The following is a 14,991-nucleotide window of genomic DNA, read 5'->3' as shown; positions in this document are numbered from 1 at the left end:
CACGTCTGCGTGTTCATCGAGCTCACCAGTGTCCGAGCGGAAGACACCCAGGCAGACTTGCGTCGGCACACCCCTCGAACCGGATCTCAACTCGCATCGATCGACATGCAGGCGCCTCACTGAAGCGCGTCGGCTTCCAGGTCAGGGCCGTCCAGTTGGCGGGCTGTCCATTGGATCAGCGGTGAACAAAACCGCTGGTCGACGTGGCCGCCCCCGGCTCGCCGGGGCCGCCGTACTCCGGCGTCCAGAGGGTGCGTGCCCACTCCGGGGCATCGTGGCGGTGATCGGCTGTAGTGGAACCAGGGATGCTCCCTTTGGCCCCGACCGCCTGGCCGAGGTGCGTGCAGCGAGCGAGCCTTGGCTCACGCCTCTTTCTGCGTGGGGGTGTGCCAGGCCGTCCGCCGCCCGGCACACCCCGATGTATCTGTCTCCGGTCGCCGTGGGATCCGCATGATCAGCACGTGAAGCCGGCTGTGGATAGGAGCCTCGGTGAGCAAGGTCCCTGTAAGCAAGTTGCCGATGGTCGGCGTGCTCTTCTGGACGATCAAGATCGTGGCAACCACGCTGGGGGAGTCGGTATCGAACTTTGTGTCGATGACGCCTCTGAATCTCGGCTACGCCACCAGCGCACTCATCTTCCTGGTGGCCTTCGCGCTCACCCTGGCAATGCAGTTGAAGAGCGACCGGTTCCAGCCAGCGGTGTTCTGGTCGGTGATCCTGACGACCAGCATCGTGGGCACCGCCATGTCGGACTTCATGAACCGCACTGCCGGGCTGGGCTACGCCGGCGGCGCAGCCGTGCTGACCACCCTGCTGGTGGTCGTGCTGATCGGGTGGCGAGCGACCGGGCAAACCATGGACGTGGAACGGATCGCCACAACCAAGGGCGAGGTCCTGTATTGGACCGCGACCTTGGTGTCCAACACGCTGGGCACTTCCAGCGGTGACTTTCTCTCGGATGGTCTGGGCATCGGCTTCCGTGACAGCGCTCTCCTGCTGTCTGGGACGATGTTGCTGATCCTCGCCGCGCATTACTGCACCCCGATCTCCGGCACAGTGCTGTTCTGGTCGGCCTATGTGCTGACCCGCCCCCTTGGAGCTGTCGCGGAGAACGCCGTCGAAAAGCCTGTCGCACAGGGGGGAATGGGAGTAGGAACGACTATTACGTCAGGAGCTCTGCTCGCTGTGCTCGTAGTGCTCGTGGGCTACCAGCAACTCACTAGGACAACCACGGCTGTACAGCAGCGAGGTACGGCAACCTCAGCAACCGTCAGTGTCGAATAGCGGCTCTCAAAGCACTCACCGCAGCCAGTACGACCCTCAACGGCACTCAGCTGCGTCCGCTGCCGTACAGGCAGGTTCATCGGCAGAGACCGCCCCGGCACTCATGCACCCACCCATGAGCGCAGATGAACGACCGTGGGCGCACCCCTCCCCTCACCAACAGACTCGGTAAGCGTGCGGGCCGGCAACCGCATACGGCCTCGCCGGTTGGGCGCAGCCCGCGTACCGTCACGCGTCGGGACGACTCGCCGGAACACGGCACGAAGGGCGTCGGGAACAGGGGGGCTGTGAGCAGGAGACGCTACGTTGCTCGGGGCGTGCCGGGTGGTTACCGGATCTGGGACAACCGAGGACGTCGATGGTGGGGGGATCTCTACGAGTTGTGCCCTGACGATCTGGTGGCCGAACTGAACGGTCGGGCGGACCACGCACGGATCACTGCATTGATGAAGCGCTACAGGGCGCAGAAGCGGTAGGTGCCGCCAAAGCGGTGATGACGAGGGTGCGCACCACCGCCGCACCACGCGGGCGGCGGGCCCACCCGCTCCTCGACGTCCGCGACCCCGGCGGCGACCGAGGGGCCGTCGGTCACATCGAACGCGGCGGTGTGCACGTCCCCGGAGAGCTCCGCCGCCGCCGATGTGAGGCGGTCGGCGTCGCCTCCGTTGAGGACCACCGTGCAGCCGGCCTCCGGCAGACCGCGGGCGAGTGCCGGTCCGATGCCCCGGCTGGAGCCGGTGACCAGGGCCGTGCGGCCGCTGATGTCGAAGAGCAGGTGAGCCGTCGTCGCCGTACTCCTAGATCACCAGGGACAACAGCAGGACCAGGGCGCCCGCGACCACCGAGATGATCGTCTCCATGACGGACCAGGTCTTGATGGTCTGTCCGACGCTCAGCCCGAAGTACTCCTTCACCAGCCAGAAACCGGCGTCGTTGACATGGCTGAAGAAGAGGGAGCCGGCGCCGATCGCCAGCACCAGCAGGGCGGCGTGGGTGGTCGACATATCGGCCGCGAGCGGCGCGACCAGACCGGCGGCGGACACGGTCGCCACCGTCGCCGAACCCGTCGCCAGACGGATCGCCACCGCGATCAGCCAGGCCAGCAGCAGCGCGGGGATCGACCAGTCCTTCGATATGTCCAGGATCATCTGGCCCACGCCGCAGTCGATCAGCGTCTGCTTGAAGCCGCCGCCGGCACCGACGATGAGCAGGATGCCCGCGATGGGCATGAGCCCCTTCTCGACGGTGTGCGAGATCCGCTCCTTGCTGAACCCGGCCGGGCGGCCCAGCGTGAAGATGCCGACGACGACCGCCGCGAGCAGGGCGATCAGCGGAGAGCCGATCACGTCGAAGACGCGCTGCACCATCTTCGCCGGGTCGTCGACGACGATGTCGACCAGTGCCTTGGACAGCATCAGGACGACCGGCAGCAGCACCGTGGCCAGCGTGGCGCCGAAGCCCGGGCGCGTCTCCAGTTCCTCGGAGGGACGCGGCTGGATCATGCGCTCCGGGACCGGGACGTCCACCCAGCGGGCGGCGACCTTCGAGAACAGCGGGCCCGCGATGATCACCGTGGGGATGGCCACCAGCACACCGAGCGCCAGCGTCACGCCGAGGTTGGCCTTGACGGCGTCGATGGCGACCAGCGGGCCGGGGTGCGGCGGGATCAGACCGTGCATCACGGACAGACCGGCGAGCGCCGGGATACCGATGCGCATCAGCGAGTAGTTGCCGCGCTTGGCGACCATCAGCACGACCGGGATCAGCAGCACGATGCCGACCTCGAAGAACAGCGGCAGACCGATCACCGAGGCGATCAGCACCATCGCCCACGGCATGGCACGCCCCTTCGCCTTGGCGAGGATCGTGTCGACGATCTGGTCCGCGCCGCCCGAGTCGGCGAGCAGCTTGCCGAGGATCGCGCCCAGGGCGATGAGGACGCCCACGCCTGCGACGGTCGAGCCGAGGCCGGTGGTGAAGCTGGTGATCGCCTTGTCGAGCGGCGCCCCGGCGAACGCGCCGAGCGCGAGCGAGCCGATGGTCAGGGCAAGGAAGGCGTGGAGTTTGAACTGGGTGATGAGCAGGACGATGACGGCGATGCCCGCCGCCGCCGCGATGCCCAGTTGAGCGTGGCCCGCCGACGTGATCGGCTCGACGGTGTCCGCTGCCAGCATCTCGACGCTGAGTCTGGTCACGGGGGGTCCCTTGGGTGAGGAGAGGAACTCTCGGTTTCGGGTGAGGGGGCCTCGGCACCGCGGGCCGTCCTGGGAGGGCCGGCCGGCTGCGGGGCCGGGGGTACTGCGAGGGCGGGACTACTGAGCGGCGGAGGACCGCTCGAGTTCCAGCAGGGCGTTCATGGCGCGGTCGGTGATCTCCTCGGGGCTTCCCGAGACGCTCACCGCGACCCCTGCCTCGTCCGACTCCAACGGCTGGAGCGTGGCGAACTGGGAGTCCAGCAGTGCGGTGGGCATGAAGTGCCCCTGCCGGTGCGCCATCCGGTCCTCGATGAGCGAGCGGTCGCCCGTGAGGTGCACGAAGACGACGCCGGGAGCCGCGGCCCGCAGCCGATCGCGGTACGCCCGCTTCAGCGCCGAGCTGCTGACCACCCCGCCGAACCCCGCCCGCTCGTGCGCCCAGGCACCGATGGCGTCCAGCCAGGGCCAGCGGTCGGCGTCATCGAGCGGGATTCCGGCCGACATCTTGGCGATGTTGGCCGGGGGGTGGAAGTCGTCGCCCTCGGCGTACGGAACGCCGAGCCGGGCCGCGAGCAGGGGGCCGATCGTGGTCTTGCCCGTGCCCGCGACGCCCATGACCACGACGACGTGGGGGGTACTCATCGCTTCCTCGCTGTCTTCGTCGACTGGTGTCGACGTCACTGAAACCCATTAGGTACGACTAATTCAAGAGTCTGTGACATATAAGTCTGACTTTTTCTCCGCCGGACCCGCCTCGTACTCTGACTTCATGACCACACCGGGCCGGGGGCTCCACGGCCGCGTACTCGACACCCTCGGCCCCGCGATCACCGCGGGTGAGTACCGTGCGGGCAGTGTCCTGCGCACCGACGAACTCGCCCAGCACTTCGAGGTGTCACGCTCGGTGATGCGCGAAGCGGTGCGCGTCCTGGAGTCGATGCACCTGGTGGAGTCCCGCCGCCGGGTGGGCGTCACGGTCCGTCCCGAGTCCGAGTGGAACGTCTACGATCCCCAGGTCATCCGGTGGCGGCTGGCCGGCGCCGACCGTCCGCGGCAGCTCCGCTCCCTGACGGTGCTTCGGTCGGCGATCGAGCCGGTCGCCGCGGGTCTGGCCGCGCGCAACGCCACCGCCGAGCAGTGCGCCGAACTCACCGAGTGCGCCCTGGGCATGGTCGCCAACTCACGTGGCCACCGGCTGAAGGCCTACCTGTTCCACGACGTGGCCTTCCACCGCGTGATCCTGGGCGCGTCGGGCAACGAGATGTTCGCCCGCCTCGGCGATGTCGTCGCCGAGGTCCTGTCCGGGCGCACCCACCACGACGTGATGTTCGAAGACCCGGACCCGGCCGCGGTCACCCTGCACGTCCAGCTCGCCGAGGCGGTGCGGGAGGGCGACGCCGACCGCGCGGAGCAGCTGACCCGCGAGATCACGGTCGGCGCGCTGCACGAACTGGACATCCTGGCGCCCTAGTGGCAGGACCTCGTCGGCGTCAGTCGAGGAAGTCCCCGTCGACGTACGCCCAGGCGCCGTCGACCCGCTCGAACCTGCTGCGCTCGTGCAGAGTGCCGCCCCGGTAGGAGGCGCGGAAGGTCACGGTCCCCGCGGAGTGGAAAGCGGTGCCGTCCGTCGTCTCCAGGACCTCGAGCCCGGTCCAGCGCATCCCGGGATCGAGGTCGAGCCGCGTCGGACGGGTGCGCGGATGCCAGGTCCGCAGCAGATAGCCGGCGTCACGCTGTACGAAGGCGCTGTACCGCGACCGCATGAGCGCCTCCGCGGTCGGCGCGGCGGCACCCGTGTGGAACCGGCCGCAGCACTTCTCGTACGTCTCGGGCAGCCCGCACGGGCAGGAACGCGTGGTCATGCCCGCCATTGTGCCCGCCCCCGAAAGATGCCCCCGCGGGCACCATGCGGCAGGCGTCCATCGGAGTCACAGTGGAGGGGAAGAGAGCCGCGCACCCCTGCCGCGTCGCCTCGCACCGCGTGAGGAGGACGGAAGATGACACGAGCCGCCGGCATCCGGCCACCGTCCGCCAAGGAGTGGAGGCTGCACCTCTACCTGTCCGAACACGACCCCGCCACCACGGCCAGGATCGTCCTGGACACCGGTGACAGCCTGCTGGAAAGCCATGCCGAAGCCCACCGGAACCCTTTCGACTCGGCCGTGCCCGAGATCGGCGACGAACTCGCCGCCGGGCGGGCCCTGATCTCGCTGGGCCGGCAACTGCTCCGTGCCGCCGCGGGTGACATCACCGCGGCCGGGGCGCCGGACGAGGCCCCACCCGCTCCGCTCTGGAGCCCACGGGAGTGAGGAGGCTGCATCGTGGTCTTCATGGATCGTCTCGAAGCCGGCCGGCGGCTGGGCGAACGCCTGCGGCACCTCAGAGGCGAGGACACGGTGGTCCTGGGACTGCCCAGGGGCGGAGTGCCCGTTGCCGCCGTGGTCGCCGAGGCACTGGGCGCACCGCTCGACGTCTGCCTGGTCCGGAAGCTGGGTGTGCCCTTCCAGCCCGAACTGGGGATGGGCGCGATCGGCGAGGACGGAGTGCGGGTGATCAACGACGCGGTGGTACGGGAGGCGCGTGTGACGCGCGCGGAACTGGCGGAGGTCGAGGAGGACGAACGCGAGGTGCTGGAACGGCGGGGGAGCCGCTACCGGGGTGGGCGTGCACCCGTCGGCATCGAGGGCCGGACGGTCGTCGTGATCGACGACGGCGTGGCCACCGGCTCGACCGCGCGGGCCGCCTGCCGGATCGCCCGCGCCCGCGGAGCCGGCCGGATCGTACTGGCGGTGCCCGTCGCGCCGCAGGACTGGATCGAGCGGCTGGGCGGTGAGGCCGACGAACTGGTCGCCCTGGAGACACCGCGGGACTTCTTCGCGGTCGGCCAGTTCTACGTCGACTTCGCCCAGGTCGAGGACGAGGAGGTCGCCGCCTGCCTCGAGCGGACCCAGAGCCGGCCCCAGACGCACGGTGCCGGGCCCTTCGACCAGGAGGTCGAGGCCGAGGCCGGAGCCGTCCGGCTGCGGGGCCGGCTGACCGTACCCGAGGACGCGACCGGGATCGTGGTCTTCGCGCACGGCAGCGGCAGCAGCCGGCACAGCCCCCGCAACCGGTTCGTCGCCGCCGGACTGAACCGGGCCGGGCTCGGCACGCTGCTGTTCGACCTGCTCACCGAGGAGGAGGAGCAGGACCGGGTCAATGTGTTCGACACCGGCCTGCTCGCCGGCCGGCTGGCCGACACCACCACCTGGCTGCGCGGCCGGCCCCCGGCCGAGGGGCTCGCCATCGGCTACTTCGGCGCCAGCACCGGTGCGGCCGCCGCGCTGTGGGCCGCCGCCGAGCCCGGTGCGCGCATCGCGGCGGTCGTCTCCCGAGGCGGCCGACCCGATCTCGCCGGGCCGCGGCTGCCCGAGGTGTCGGCCGCCACCTTGCTGGTCGTCGGGGGTGCCGACCCGACGGTGCTGGAGCTCAACCGGCAGGCGCAGGCCCGGTTGCACTGCGAGAACCGGCTCGCGGTGGTTCCCGGTGCCACGCACCTGTTCGAGGAGCCTGGCGCGCTGGAGGCGGTGACCGACCTGGCCCGCGACTGGTTCACCGACCACATGGCACCTGCGCACGTGTAGCGGGGAGCACGGTCTCTCGCAGGGCGACCGTGAGCGCCATGGCGGGGAGGCACGTGGGCCTGGTCACTCTCCCCGCCGGCCGATCACATGGCGAGCCGGTCCCTCGCACGGTGACCGTGAGCGCCATAGCGTGGGAGCGTGCACGAGGGCCCGGTCACCCTGTTCCTCGCCGGTGACGTGATGCTCGGCCGGGGCGTCGACCAGATCCTCCCGCACCCCGGGGACCCGGCGCTGCGGGAGTCGTACATCCATGACGCCCGGGCCTACGTCGAGCTGGCCGAGGCGGCCAACGGGCCGATCCCGCAGCCGGTCGGGTTCGCCTGGCCCTGGGGCGAGGCGCTGCCGGTCCTGGAGACGGCCGCGCCCGCCGTGCGGGTGCTGAACCTGGAGACCTCGGTGACCCAGGACGGGGAGTTCGCGCCCGGCAAGGGCGTCCACTACCGCATGAACCCGGCCAACCTGCCGTGTCTTGCGACAGCTCGCCCGGACGTCTGCGTGCTGGCCAACAACCATGTGCTCGACTTCGGCAGGCGCGGCCTGGACGAGACGCTCGACTCCCTGGCTGGGGCGGGCCTGCGCACGGCGGGAGCCGGCCGGGACGCGGCCGCGGCCGGGCGGCCGGCGGTCGTCCCCCTGGGCACCGGCGGGCGCGTGCTCGTGATCTCCCTCGGGATGGCGTCCAGCGGCGTCCCGTACGACTGGGCCGCTACCGGCGACCGGTCCGGTGTGGAGTTCGCCGAGGGCCCCTCGGTCGCGGTCGCCGCCGCGCTCGCCGACCGTCTGCGGCAGCTGAAGCGCCCGGGCGACATCGCGGTCGCCTCCATCCACTGGGGCTCCAACTGGGGATACGGCGTCTCCCGCACCGAGGTGCGCTTCGCCCATACGCTCGTCGACGCGGGCGTGGACATCGTGCACGGGCACTCCTCCCACCATCCGCGGCCACTTGAGGTGTACCGGGGCCGACTCGTCCTGTACGGCTGCGGCGACCTCGTGGACGACTACGAGGGCATCGGCGGCTACGAGCGGTACCGTGACGACCTCCGGCTGCTGTACCTGGTGTCGGTGGAGCCGGACACCGGTCGGCTGGACGGTGTCCGGATGGTGCCGCTCCAGGCCCGCAGAATGCGGCTGGAACACGCCTCGGCCGAGGACTCCGAGTGGCTGCGCGCCGTCCTCGACCGGTGCGGCCGGGAGTTCGGCACTCACGTCGACCGTGACCACGACGGCACGCTGGCACTCCGTCTCCCACCCGCGGAGCGGCCCGGGTGACGGTGACCGCCGTTACAGCTGTGCCGCGTCGCCCCCCGGCACGTCGTCCTCGTCGACGATGTGCACGGCGGCCTCCTCCGCCGTCCGGGCACCGCCGTCGATTCCCGCGTCCTCCCCGACGAGACCCGCACCGGAGCCGGAACGGGCACCCTCGTCCGGCGCGACGAGCCGCCCGGCATCCCGGCCGCCGGCCCCCCACGGTTCCCCCGCACCGTCGGCCATGTCCTCGACCCCGTCGCCCTGTTGACCCGGCGCATCGGGTACTTCCCGGGCCAGCCGCTCGTCCAGCGTCTCGTTCCGCCGCTGCTCGGCGGCCGTGATACCCCGCTGGTTCACCGCCAGAGGCTTCTCGGGCGGCGAGAGGCCCTCCTCCATGGGCTCCACACCGCGGTCGTCCAGGGTGTCCGCGGAGTCGAGCAGGCCGCTGTCCGCCACCACGTCCTCGTCGTCCTGCGGCTGGTAGACCTCGTCACCCATGCTGTACTCCGTCACTTCCACACCGCCTCACACATTGCGTCCCACGAGTACCGCGACCCCTGTCGGGTCTCCGGTCTGCCATACAGCAAACGCGCACCTGTGCCTCCGGCCTCGGCGGTCGCCGCCCGGTCCCGCCGTCAACTCGCCCTGCCCTTGCGCAGGAACCGGCGAAGGCTGCGCAGCGGCCAGGTGTTGATCACGTCGTCGGGCGTGAGCCAGCCGCGCTGCGCGGTGCCGATGCCGTAGCGCAGGAGGCCGAGGTGCAGAACGGAGTGGGCGTCGGAGTTCACGGCGAACTTCGCGCCCAGTTCCCGCGCGCGCAGGATGTCCTCGTCGCACAGGTCCAGGCGGTCCGGCTGCGCGTTGATCTCCAGCGCGGTTCCGGTGCGGGCGCAGACGGCGAACACCTCGTCCCAGTCGGCGTCCACCCCGGACCGTTTGCCGATCAGCCGGGTGGTCGGGTGGCCGAGGACGTTGACGTACGGGTTCTCGCAGGCCCGTACCAGCCTGCGGGTCATCTCCTTGCGGCCCAGGTCGAAGTGGGAGTGCAGGGAGGCGACGCAGACGTCGAAGCCGGCGAGGAACTCGTCGGGCCAGTCCAGATCTCCCTCGGGGCCGATGTTGAGCTCGGTTCCGTGCAGCAGCCGCATCCGGCGGCGGGTGCCGTCCAGTGCCCGCACCTGCTCCCGCTGGGCGAGCATCTTCTCGTCCGTCATCCGCTGCATGTACAGATTGGGCGCGTGGTCGGTGATCGCGTAGTACGCGTAACCGCGTTCGGCGGCTGCCGCCACCATCTCCTCCAGCGGCGCGAGACCGTCGGTGAGATCGGTGTGGGTGTGCAGATCGCCGCGGATGGTCCGCTCGGTCACGAGGTCCGGCAACTCGCCGCGCAGGGCCGCCTCGATCTCGCCCCGGTCCTCACGAAGCGTGGGCGGTATCCAGGGCAGGCCCAGCCGGGCGTACACCTCCTCCTCGGAGCGGGAGGCGACCGACCGCCCGCTGTCCACCTCGAACAGGCCGTATTCGGAGAGCTTCAGACCCTGGCGCACGGCGATGGTCCGGGTGCGGATGTTGTGCGCCTTGGACCCGGTGAAGTACTGCTGCCCGGCGCCCCACGAGTCCGGCGGCAGCACCCGCAGGTCCACCTGGACGCCCTTGGTGGTGCGGACCGATGTCTTCTTCGAGCCGTGCGCGATCACCTCGGCGGTGGACGGCAGCCCGGCGAGCGCGTCCATGAACGGCGCGGACCGCCCGGCCGCGACGAGGACGTCGATGTCGCCGATGGTCTCCTTCATACGGCGCAGGGACCCCGCGTACGCGCAGCGCTTGCAGCCGGTCACCGCGGAGAGCTCCGCGACGATCTCCTCGGCCGTCTCCAGGGCCAGATGCAGCGGGATGCGGCCGCCCGCCTGCTGCATCAGGGAGATGCCGTGCAGGATGTTCTCCTGCGTCTTCTCGCCGAAGCCCTTGAGGTCGCGCAGTGCGTCCGCGTCGATCGCGGCGGCCAGCTCGTTCACCGAGGAGATGTGCAGGTCCTCGTAGAGTCTCAGCGCCTTCTTCGGGCCCAGCGTGGGGATGGTGATCAGCTCCCGCACCCCGGCGGGGATCCGCGCCCGGCGCTCCTCGACCACCGCCATGGTGCCCGTGCGCAGGTATTCGGCCACCTTCTCGGCGATCGACCGGCCCACGTTCGGAATGTCCCGCAGTGCGTCGGGGTCCAGCCGGGAGATGTCCGCGGGGTGGCCGCCGATCGCCCGCGCGGCCTTCTCGTAGGCGCGCACCTTGAAGGCGTCGCCTCCCGTGATCGAGATGAGGTCCGCGTACTCCTGAAGGAGCGCCTCGACCTCCTCGTTGGGCCGGGCCACACTTCAGAGTCTAGGAACCGGCCGGGCGCCGGCCAAACGCGAAGGGCGCCGACCTGAGACAGGTCGACGCCCTTCGGCATGTGTGGCAAGTGTGTCCGAGGGGGGACTTGAACCCCCACGCCCGATAAAGGGCACTAGCACCTCAAGCTAGCGCGTCTGCCATTCCGCCACCCGGACTAGGTGTCTGTCGTGCGGGCCCCGCCCGCGGCGACGAAGGAAACATTACCAGGCTTTCGGGGGCGTTCGATCACACCCCGTTCCGTCGTGAACGGGGTGTGACGGACCTCCCGCCGCCTTGGGGTGCGGCGGGGGTCGGAGAGAGGATGTGGGGGACCACCAGCAGCTGTGAAGTGGGAGGAAGCAGCGTGACCGACACGGACACGGCCAGGAACGTCACAGGCGAGGACGAGGTCGTGGACCTCTGCCGTGAGCTGATCCGGATCGACACCAGCAACTACGGCGACCACGACGGCCCCGGCGAGCGCAGGGCGGCGGAGTACGTGGCCGAGAAGCTCGCCGAGGTGGGCCTTGAACCGCAGATCTTCGAGTCACACCCGGGCCGCGCGTCCACGGTGGCCCGCATCGAGGGAGAGGACCGCTCGCGGCCCGCGCTGCTGATCCACGGCCACACCGACGTGGTACCGGCCAACGCGGTGGACTGGACGCACGATCCGTTCTCCGGCGAGATCGCCGACGGGTGCGTATGGGGACGCGGCGCGGTCGACATGAAGGACATGGACGCCATGACGCTGGCGGTCGTGCGCGACCGGCTGCGCAGCGGGCGCAAGCCGCCGCGGGACATCGTCCTCGCATTCCTCGCCGACGAGGAGGCCGGCGGGACCTATGGCGCCCGGTACCTCGTGGACAAGCACCCCGGTCTCTTCGAGGGCGTCACCGAGGCGATCGGCGAGGTCGGCGGGTTCTCCTTCACGGTCAACGAGAAGCTGCGGCTGTACCTCGTGGAGACCGCGCAGAAGGGGATGCACTGGATGAAGCTCACCGTGGACGGCACCGCCGGCCACGGTTCGATGATCCATAAGGACAACGCCATCACGGAGCTGTCCGAGGCCGTCGGGCGCCTCGGCCGATACTCGTTCCCGGTGCGCGTGACCAAGACGCTGCGGCACTTCCTCGACGAACTCGGCGACGCGCTCGGCACCGACCTCGACCCCGAGAACATGGACGACACGCTCGCCAAGCTCGGTGGGATCGCCAAGCTGATCGGCGCCTCGCTGCAGAACACCGCCAACCCGACCCAGCTGGGCGCCGGCTACAAGGTCAACGTGATCCCCGGCCAGGCCACCGCGCATGTCGACGGGCGTTATCTGCCGGGCTACGAGGAGGAGTTCCTCGCCGACCTCGACCGCATCCTCGGCCCGCGGGTCAGGCGCGAGGACGTGCACACGGACAAGGCGCTGGAGACCACGTTCGACGGCGCGCTGGTCGACGCCATGCAGACCGCGCTGTCGGCCGAGGACCCGATCGCCCGCGCCGTGCCGTACATGCTCTCGGCCGGCACCGACGCCAAGTCCTTCGCCGACCTCGGCATTCGCTGTTTCGGCTTCGCGCCGCTGAAGCTGCCGCCCGAGCTGGACTTCGCGGGCATGTTCCACGGCGTCGACGAGCGGGTCCCGGTGGACGCGCTGAAGTTCGGTGTGCGGGTCCTCGACCGATTCATCGACGCGTCCTGAAGGAGACTGCCCAACTGCCTTGATTCCGTCCCGGTTTGCGTGCTGAAACGAGACTGCACTATTCGCCCGTGCGTACGGACGCCGACCGGGACGGGTGAATGCGACCATAAGCTCGTAGCTCCATTACTCCCTCCTCGTTACTCGTGGTGTGGTCCGAGGGCTTGGATCGCATTTGCCAACAAGGAGGAATAATGATCAAGAAGGTCGTCGCTGCTGCGGCTGCCACCGGTGGTCTGGTTCTCGCGGGTGCGGGTCTGGCCGTCGCCGACTCGGGTGCCCAGGGTGCCGCCGTGCACTCCCCGGGCGTTCTGTCGGGCAATGTCGTCCAGGTCCCGGTGCACGTCCCGGTGAACGTCTGCGGCAACACGATCTCGGTGATCGGGCTGCTGAACCCCGCCTTCGGCAACACCTGCGTCAACAAGTGACGTTGTGCCCCCACCCCATGAGGGGTCTCACCCCATGAGGGGCTGAGCCCGTCAGCCCCGGAGTGCCTGCCATGCGCTCCGGGGCCGGCCGGTTCCTCCGCGTCCGCGCCCTTCAGTCGCGCGGCCGCGTTCCACAAGGTCCATGACTAGGTCGAAGACAGGGAATCAGCAATGCGACAGGTCACCCGCAAGGGCCTGATGACCGTGGCCGCGGCGACCGGCCTCCTCGCCGTCACCGGCGGTTACGCGCACGCCGACTCGGGTGCGCACGGATCGGCCAGCGACTCGCCCGGCCTGCTGTCGGGCAACACCGTGCAGGCGCCGGTGCACATTCCGGTCAACGTCTGCGGCAACACCGTGAACGTGATCGGGCTCCTCAACCCGGCGGCGGGCAACGCCTGCGCCAACACGGGCGGCAGCGGCCACACCGGTGGCTCCCACGCGAGCGGGCGCACCAGCGGCTCGCCCGGTGTCGGCTCCGGCAACACGGTGCAGGCCCCGGTGGACGTCCCGGTGAACGTCTGCGGCAACACCGTGAACGTGGGCGGGCTCGGCAACCCAGCCGCCGGGAACGGCTGCGCCCACACGGGCGGCGGTCACAGGGACACCCCCCCCGGCCACGGCACGCCGCCGCCCTGCGGCTGTGAGGGGACGACTCCTCCCGGCGGCGGTACGACGCCTCCGGGCGGCGGCACCACCACCCCTCCCGCCCCGCCCACCCAGCCGACCCAGCCCGGCACACCGCAGCAGCCGGGCGGCGGCAGGCACGTCAGCCACCCCGGTACGCAGACCGGCGGTACGGCGCAGCTCGCCCACACCGGTAGCGACCTCCCGCTCGGCGTGCTGGCTCCCCTCGGCGCGGGCGCGCTGCTCGGCGGCGCGCTGCTCTACCGCCGGGCGCGCGCCGGCATGTAAGAGCGGCGCCACGCGAATCGCGGGCGTGCCGAGTGTGCTGGGCACGCCCGCGCGATGCCGTCGCACGGCGCGGTCCGGGCGATCGACACCGGGCGCGCCGCGTGGGCAGGCCACGGCCCGCCGAAGCCGCACACCACGGATCGCACCCATCCTCCCCGGCGGTCCGTGAAACGGAGCGGGCCCCGCATCCGCGGGGCCCGCTCCGTTTCAGCTGCCTCCGCTCACCACGTGGCCCGCACCTGGCGGATGATCCGCCGACGCAGCCTTACCCTGCGGCTGCCGTCGCGCAGCAGGCTCAGGCGGTCCAATTCCCAGTGCCCGTACTCGGCATGGTCCGTCAGCAGACGCGTGGCATCCTTGCGCGAGACCCCGCGCGGTACGTACACGTCGACAAATTCGTATTCCGGCATCGCATCTATTGTGCGGGCTGGGGCCCCGTACGGATAGCGTCTGCACTATGTCTGATGCTGCGCAGCCCACCGCTGCCGAGGTACGCGCCGCCGCCGAGGCGGTCAAGACCGCGCTCGATCGCCACCTGGCCGCGGTCGAACGCAGGACGGGTGAGGACGACCCGGCCGTCTACGAGGCGTTCAACGAGCTGGCCGCGGCGGCCGAGGAGTACGACGAACTGCTGTATGACCGTTATGACGAGGTCACGCCATTCGAGATCCCCGGTGCGGAGGATGCGCTGCCCCCGTACACGGGCCCCGAGGAGCCGAACGCGCTGAGCGTGCTGATCCGCCGGGACTACGCGGTGGCGGAACCGCAGCGGCTGCTGGCCCAGGCACAGCGCGTGGAGGACGCGGACGCGGCGAGCGGGCCCGAATCCTCCGCCCGCACCGTCCATGGCGCCCTCGGCGTCCTGTTCGGCGAGTACGAACCGGACGAGATCGCCTCACGGCACAAGGAGTTCGGCCTGGAGGAGGGCGACTCCACGCTGTGGGTGCTGGCCGCCGACGAACCCGCGGAGGCGGGGGAGTGGCTGGAGACCCCCTTCGAGCAGGTCGATCCGCAGCGGGTCGTATGCCGCTTCGACGTCAGCTCGGTCTTCGACGAGGAGTCGGACGACGACCTTGAGGAGGAGCTCGAACTCGACCGCGAGCTGGACGACGACGAGGACCTGGAACCGCTGGACGCGGAGCGCTAGTGCGGACTCGACCGGGCCGCGGGACTTCGCGGCCCGTGGGGGCGCTTGCGGGCCGGAGGGGCGGCGCCGGTCGGTGGAGCACCTTGTCGGCCGGGGCGCG

The 14,991-nt window shown here is 70.4% G+C and carries 16 protein-coding genes, 1 tRNA gene and 1 pseudogene; 10 read left to right on the top strand and 8 right to left on the bottom strand.

Features of this window, described 5'->3' with window-relative positions:
- Positions 1-489 precede the first annotated feature (489 nt).
- On the top strand, positions 490-1,284 hold the full coding sequence (locus ACWDA7_RS06735) for a COG4705 family protein (RefSeq protein WP_450603098.1): 795 nt from the start codon (positions 490-492) through the stop codon (positions 1,282-1,284).
- A gap of 287 nt (positions 1,285-1,571) precedes the next feature.
- Positions 1,572-1,760, top strand: coding sequence for a hypothetical protein (locus ACWDA7_RS06730; protein WP_450603097.1), 189 nt, complete (start codon positions 1,572-1,574; stop codon positions 1,758-1,760).
- A gap of 56 nt (positions 1,761-1,816) precedes the next feature.
- Here the strand turns inward: ACWDA7_RS06730 and ACWDA7_RS06725 are convergent.
- The 3 genes and pseudogenes from ACWDA7_RS06725 to ACWDA7_RS06715 all read right to left on the bottom strand — a co-directional run.
- Positions 1,817-2,059 (bottom strand): annotated as a pseudogene (locus tag ACWDA7_RS06725) (SDR family NAD(P)-dependent oxidoreductase); the annotation flags it as partial.
- Between the two features lie 22 nt (positions 2,060-2,081).
- Complete coding sequence (locus ACWDA7_RS06720; RefSeq protein ID WP_359391743.1) at positions 2,082-3,479, bottom strand: GntP family permease; 1,398 nt, start codon at positions 3,477-3,479, stop codon at positions 2,082-2,084.
- Positions 3,480-3,596: 117 nt separating this feature from the next.
- A complete protein-coding gene (locus ACWDA7_RS06715) occupies positions 3,597-4,121 on the bottom strand; it encodes a gluconokinase (protein ID WP_450603096.1) in 525 nt (174 codons plus the stop codon).
- Between the two features lie 127 nt (positions 4,122-4,248).
- Between ACWDA7_RS06715 and ACWDA7_RS06710 the strand changes: the two genes are divergently transcribed.
- Positions 4,249-4,950 carry a FadR/GntR family transcriptional regulator gene (locus ACWDA7_RS06710; protein ID WP_450603095.1) on the top strand — a complete coding sequence of 234 codons (702 nt, stop codon included), beginning with the start codon at positions 4,249-4,251 and terminating at the stop codon, positions 4,948-4,950.
- 19 nt (positions 4,951-4,969) lie between these two features.
- Here the strand turns inward: ACWDA7_RS06710 and ACWDA7_RS06705 are convergent, their stop codons facing one another.
- Positions 4,970-5,341 (bottom strand): YchJ family protein, encoded by a 372-nt coding sequence (locus ACWDA7_RS06705; RefSeq protein WP_450603094.1) that lies wholly within the window; start codon positions 5,339-5,341, stop codon positions 4,970-4,972.
- Positions 5,342-5,476: 135 nt separating this feature from the next.
- On the opposite strand from ACWDA7_RS06705, the gene ACWDA7_RS06700 reads away from it, so the two are divergent.
- From ACWDA7_RS06700 to ACWDA7_RS06690, 3 genes are all read left to right on the top strand, one after another.
- On the top strand, positions 5,477-5,788 hold the full coding sequence (locus ACWDA7_RS06700) for a dsRBD fold-containing protein (RefSeq protein WP_450603093.1): 312 nt from the start codon (positions 5,477-5,479) through the stop codon (positions 5,786-5,788).
- 12 nt (positions 5,789-5,800) lie between these two features.
- Positions 5,801-7,102, top strand: coding sequence for a phosphoribosyltransferase family protein (locus ACWDA7_RS06695; protein ID WP_450603092.1), 1,302 nt, complete (start codon positions 5,801-5,803; stop codon positions 7,100-7,102).
- A 138-nt stretch (positions 7,103-7,240) separates the two neighbouring features.
- Positions 7,241-8,371: a CapA family protein gene (locus ACWDA7_RS06690; protein ID WP_450603090.1), complete on the top strand. Its 1,131-nt coding sequence runs from the start codon at positions 7,241-7,243 to the stop codon at positions 8,369-8,371.
- Positions 8,372-8,383: 12 nt separating this feature from the next.
- Here the strand turns inward: ACWDA7_RS06690 and ACWDA7_RS06685 are convergent, their stop codons facing one another.
- The 3 genes from ACWDA7_RS06685 to ACWDA7_RS06675 all read right to left on the bottom strand — a co-directional run bounded on the left by ACWDA7_RS06685 (position 8,384) and on the right by ACWDA7_RS06675 (position 10,890).
- Positions 8,384-8,848 carry a DUF5709 domain-containing protein gene (locus ACWDA7_RS06685; RefSeq protein WP_450603089.1) on the bottom strand — a complete coding sequence of 155 codons (465 nt, stop codon included), beginning with the start codon at positions 8,846-8,848 and terminating at the stop codon, positions 8,384-8,386.
- 137 nt (positions 8,849-8,985) lie between these two features.
- Entirely contained in the window at positions 8,986-10,713 is a 1,728-nt protein-coding gene (polX, locus tag ACWDA7_RS06680) for a DNA polymerase/3'-5' exonuclease PolX (protein WP_450603088.1), read from the bottom strand.
- Positions 10,714-10,805: 92 nt separating this feature from the next.
- Positions 10,806-10,890 (bottom strand) — tRNA-Leu (locus ACWDA7_RS06675).
- A gap of 146 nt (positions 10,891-11,036) precedes the next feature.
- On the opposite strand from ACWDA7_RS06675, the gene ACWDA7_RS06670 reads away from it, so the two are divergent.
- From ACWDA7_RS06670 to ACWDA7_RS06660, 3 genes are all read left to right on the top strand, one after another.
- Positions 11,037-12,404 carry a M20/M25/M40 family metallo-hydrolase gene (locus tag ACWDA7_RS06670; protein WP_450603086.1) on the top strand — a complete coding sequence of 456 codons (1,368 nt, stop codon included), beginning with the start codon at positions 11,037-11,039 and terminating at the stop codon, positions 12,402-12,404.
- Between the two features lie 191 nt (positions 12,405-12,595).
- Positions 12,596-12,829, top strand: coding sequence for a chaplin ChpH (gene chpH / locus ACWDA7_RS06665; protein ID WP_450603085.1), 234 nt, complete (start codon positions 12,596-12,598; stop codon positions 12,827-12,829).
- A 171-nt stretch (positions 12,830-13,000) separates the two neighbouring features.
- Entirely contained in the window at positions 13,001-13,744 is a 744-nt protein-coding gene (locus ACWDA7_RS06660) for a chaplin (protein ID WP_450603084.1), read from the top strand.
- A gap of 221 nt (positions 13,745-13,965) precedes the next feature.
- Here the strand turns inward: ACWDA7_RS06660 and ACWDA7_RS06655 are convergent, their stop codons facing one another.
- The gene (locus ACWDA7_RS06655) at positions 13,966-14,154 is read right to left on the bottom strand and encodes a DUF5703 family protein (RefSeq protein ID WP_005485166.1); all 189 of its coding nucleotides are present in this window, start codon (positions 14,152-14,154) and stop codon (positions 13,966-13,968) included.
- 47 nt (positions 14,155-14,201) lie between these two features.
- Here ACWDA7_RS06655 and ACWDA7_RS06650 point away from each other — a divergent pair, with 47 nt between their 5' ends.
- Complete coding sequence (locus ACWDA7_RS06650; RefSeq protein ID WP_450603083.1) at positions 14,202-14,891, top strand: hypothetical protein; 690 nt, start codon at positions 14,202-14,204, stop codon at positions 14,889-14,891.
- Positions 14,892-14,991: the final 100 nt, after the last annotated feature.

The organism is Streptomyces sp. NPDC001156, assembly GCF_053598275.1.
Note: the sequence above shows the minus strand (reverse complement) of the source record. Positions and strands in the feature narration are given on the sequence as shown.

What these genes read in the sequence shown, in the direction of transcription:
- ACWDA7_RS06715 (WP_450603096.1), bottom strand. Translation starts at nt 4,121, where the DNA reads ATGAGTACCCCCCACGTCGTCGTGGTCATGGGCGTCGCGGGCACGGGC.
- ACWDA7_RS06710 (WP_450603095.1), top strand. Translation starts at nt 4,249, where the DNA reads ATGACCACACCGGGCCGGGGGCTCCACGGCCGCGTACTCGACACCCTC.
- ACWDA7_RS06705 (WP_450603094.1), bottom strand. Translation starts at nt 5,341, where the DNA reads ATGACCACGCGTTCCTGCCCGTGCGGGCTGCCCGAGACGTACGAGAAG.
- ACWDA7_RS06700 (WP_450603093.1), top strand. Translation starts at nt 5,477, where the DNA reads ATGACACGAGCCGCCGGCATCCGGCCACCGTCCGCCAAGGAGTGGAGG.
- ACWDA7_RS06685 (WP_450603089.1), bottom strand. Translation starts at nt 8,848, where the DNA reads ATGGGTGACGAGGTCTACCAGCCGCAGGACGACGAGGACGTGGTGGCG.
- ACWDA7_RS06670 (WP_450603086.1), top strand. Translation starts at nt 11,037, where the DNA reads ATGTGGGGGACCACCAGCAGCTGTGAAGTGGGAGGAAGCAGCGTGACC.
- chpH (WP_450603085.1), top strand. Translation starts at nt 12,596, where the DNA reads ATGATCAAGAAGGTCGTCGCTGCTGCGGCTGCCACCGGTGGTCTGGTT.
- ACWDA7_RS06660 (WP_450603084.1), top strand. Translation starts at nt 13,001, where the DNA reads ATGCGACAGGTCACCCGCAAGGGCCTGATGACCGTGGCCGCGGCGACC.
- ACWDA7_RS06655 (WP_005485166.1), bottom strand. Translation starts at nt 14,154, where the DNA reads ATGCCGGAATACGAATTTGTCGACGTGTACGTACCGCGCGGGGTCTCG.
- ACWDA7_RS06650 (WP_450603083.1), top strand. Translation starts at nt 14,202, where the DNA reads ATGTCTGATGCTGCGCAGCCCACCGCTGCCGAGGTACGCGCCGCCGCC.